This window comes from Micromonospora sp. NPDC049081, from assembly GCF_040648835.1.
GTDB classification, from domain to species: domain Bacteria; phylum Actinomycetota; class Actinomycetes; order Mycobacteriales; family Micromonosporaceae; genus Micromonospora; species Micromonospora antibiotica.
This window is the reverse complement of record NZ_JBEZEK010000057.1, coordinates 1-3,539: the sequence shown is the minus strand read 5'-3', so window position 1 is coordinate 3,539 and position 3,539 is coordinate 1. Positions and strand designations below refer to the sequence as shown.

Annotated in this window: 1 protein-coding gene; it reads left to right on the top strand. The window is 74.3% G+C overall.

The window, feature by feature from the left end; all coding sequences use genetic code 11:
* A partial coding sequence (locus AB0B63_RS32395) for a type I polyketide synthase (protein WP_357025838.1) occupies nucleotides 1-3,539 on the top strand: 3,539 nt, incomplete at both ends.

The following is a 3,539-nucleotide window of genomic DNA, read 5'->3' as shown; positions in this document are numbered from 1 at the left end:
GATGCGGCGTTGCAGGTGGTGGGGATCGGTGAGGCGGTGCCGGTGGGTCGTCCGCCGTATCTGCCGTTCGCCTGGACGGATGTGACGCTGCACGCCACGGGCGCCACCGCCCTGCGGGTGCGGGTCACCCCGACCGGCCCGGATGCGGTCACCCTGCACCTGACCGACCCGACCGGTGCGCCGGTCGCCGAGATCGGTTCCCTGGTGTCCCGGCCGGTGCAGCTCACTACCGCCCCCACCGAGGGCAACCTCTACCGGATCGACTGGACCGCCGTGCCGGTGGCCGCCGCTGCGGCACCTTCCTGGGCCCACCTGGAGGACCTCGCCGACGACGTACCGGAGCTGGTGCTCGCCCGACTCCCCCACCAGGACGCCGCCCTCGACCCGGCCACCACGGCGGGGCCGGCGGGGGACGTCGAGGTGGCCGGGCGGGCTGCGGTCGGTGCGGCGCTCGCGATGCTCCAGCGCTGGCTGGCCGACCCCCGGTTGGCCGAGTCCCGGCTGGTGGTGCTCACCGACGGTGCGGCCGACCAGGTCACCGACCTGGCCCACGCCCCGGTCTGGGGTCTGGTCCGGGCCGCGCAGGTGGAGAACCCGGGTCAGTTCGTGCTGGTGGATGCCGACCCGGAGACTCCGGTGGAGGAGATTCTGGCGGCGGTGGGGACCGGTGAGCCGGAGTTGTCGCTGCGGGACGGTCAGGTGCGGGTGCCGCGTCTGGCCCGTGCGACCACCACGGCGCAGCCGTGGCGGGCCGACGGTTCGGTGCTGGTGACCGGTGGCACCGGTGTGCTGGGCGCGCTGGTGGCCCGGCACCTGGTGGAGGTGCACGGGGTGCGTGACCTGGTGCTGACCTCGCGGCGTGGGTTGACCGCGCCGGGCGCGGTGGAGTTGCGGGACGAGTTGGTGGCGTTGGGTGCCTCCGTGGAGGTGGTGGCCGCCGACCTGGCCGACCGGGACGCCGTCGCCGCACTGGTGGACGGCATCCCGGCGTTGACCGCCGTCGTGCACACCACCGGCGCGTTGGACGACGGCACCGTCGCCGCGTTCACCGACGCGCAGCTCGACACCGTGTGGCGGGCCAAGGCCACCCCGGCCTGGCACCTGCACGACCTCACCCGGGACCGCGAGCTGTCCGCGTTCGTGCTGTTCTCCTCGGCCGCCGGCGTGGTCGACGGCTCCGGGCAGGGCAACTACGCCGCCGCGAACGTCTTCGTCGACGCCCTGGCCGCGCACCGGCGGGCCCTCGGCCTGCCGGCGGTCTCCCTGGCCTGGGGCTTCTGGGAGGAACGCAGCGGGATGACCGCCCACCTCGGCGACGCCGACGTGGCCCGGATGGCCCGCTCCGGCGTGCTCGGGATCAGCACCGACCAGGGCCTCGCCCTGCTCGACGCGGCGGTCGCCACCGACGAGCCGCTGCTGGTGCCGATCCGGCTGGACACCGCCGCGCTGCGCGCCCAGGGCCAGCAGCTCCCGGCCCTGTTCCGGGGCCTGGTCCGGCTCCCGGCCCGCCGCGCCGCCGGCACCGGCCCGACGCCGGTCGGCGGTTCGGCACTGCACCGGCAACTGCTCGGCCTCGCCGACGCCGACCAGCGGCGGCTCCTGCTCGACCTGGTCCGGGGCAACGTCGCCGGGGTGCTCGGCCACGACAGCCCGGCCACCGTCGAGCCGTCCCGGGCGTTCCGGGAACTCGGCTTCGACTCGCTGGCCGCCGTCGAGCTGCGCAACAAGCTCAACACCGCCACCGGGCTGCGGCTGCCGGCGACCCTGGTCTTCGACTACCCCAACCCGACCGCGCTCGCCGACTACCTGCACACCAGGATCCTCGGTGCGGCCACCCCACAGGCCCCGACCGTGGCCACCCCCGTCGCCGACGACGAACCCGTCGCCATCGTGGCGATGAGCTGCCGCTTCCCCGGCGGGGTCCGCACCCCCGAGGACCTTTGGCGACTGCTCGCCGACGGCACCGACGCGATCACCCCGTTCCCCACCGACCGGGGCTGGGACCTCGCCGGCATGTACGACCCGGAGCCCGGCCGGACCGGCAAGACGTACGCCATGGAGGGTGGTTTCCTCTACGACGCGGCCGACTTCGACCCCGACTTCTTCGGGATCAGCCCGCGTGAGGCGGTCGCGATGGACCCGCAGCAGCGGTTGCTGCTGGAAACCTCGTGGGAGGCGCTGGAGCGGGCCGGCATCGACCCGAACTCGCTGCGCGGCAGCCTCACCGGTGTCTTCGCCGGGGTCATGTACCACGACTACGCCAGCCGGCTGCCCGAGGTGCCCGAGGAACTCGCCGGTTACCTGGGCAACGGCAGCATGGCAAGCGTCGCGTCCGGCCGGATCGCCTACACCCTCGGCCTGGAGGGGCCGGCGGTCAGCGTCGACACCGCGTGCTCGTCGTCGCTGGTCGCGATCCACCTGGCCGCGCAGGCGCTGCGCTCCGGCGAGTGCACGCTCGCCCTGGCCGGTGGCGTCACCGTCATGTCCACCCCGGACACGTTCATCGAGTTCAGCCTCCAGCGGGGCCTGGCCACCGACCACCGGTGCAAGTCCTTCGCGGCCGGCGCGGACGGCACGGCGATGTCCGAGGGCGTCGGCATGCTGCTGCTGGAGCGCCTCTCCGACGCCGAACGCCACGGCCACCACGTCCTCGCGGTGGTACGCGGTTCGGCGATCAACCAGGACGGCGCGTCCAACGGCCTGACCGCCCCGAACGGCCCCTCGCAGCAGCGGGTGATCCGGCAGGCCCTCGCGGCGGCCGGTGGCATCCCGGCCACCGAGGTGGACGCCGTCGAGGCGCACGGCACCGGCACCACCCTCGGCGACCCGATCGAGGCGCAGGCGCTGCTGGCCACCTACGGGCAGGAACGGCCCGGGGACCGGCCGCTCTGGCTCGGCTCGGTGAAGTCGAACATCGGCCACACCCAGGGCGCGGCTGGTGTCGCGGGCGTGATCAAGATGGTGTTGGCGATGCGCAACGGGGTGCTGCCCCGCACCCTGCACGTGGACGAGCCCACCCCGCAGGTGGACTGGTCGGCCGGGGCGGTGCGGCTGCTCACCGAGACGCAGCCGTGGCCGGCACTGGAACGGCCCCGCCGCGCCGGTGTCTCCTCGTTCGGCATCAGCGGCACCAACGCGCACGTCATCCTCGAACAGGCGCCCCCGGCCGAGGAACCACCGGTCGACGTCCCCGAGCCGGAGCTGCTGCCCTGGGTGCTGTCGGCCCGCACCGACCAGGCCCTGCGGGAGCAGGCCGCCCGGGTGGCCGACGTCGCGGACGACGGGTCCGTCAGGGCCGGTGACCTCGCGTACGCCCTGGCGACCGGTCGGGCGCTGCTCGACCGGCGCACGGTGATCGTCGGCGACCGGAGCGACTTCGTCGCCGGGGCGCGGGCGTTCGCCGGGAACGGTACCGCCCCCGGTGTGCTGCAGGGCGGCACGGTCTTCGTGTTCCCGGGGCAGGGTTCGCAGTGGGTGGGGATGGCGGTGGAGTTGTTGGATTCGTCTCCGGTGTTTGCGGAGCGGGTTGGTGAGTGTGG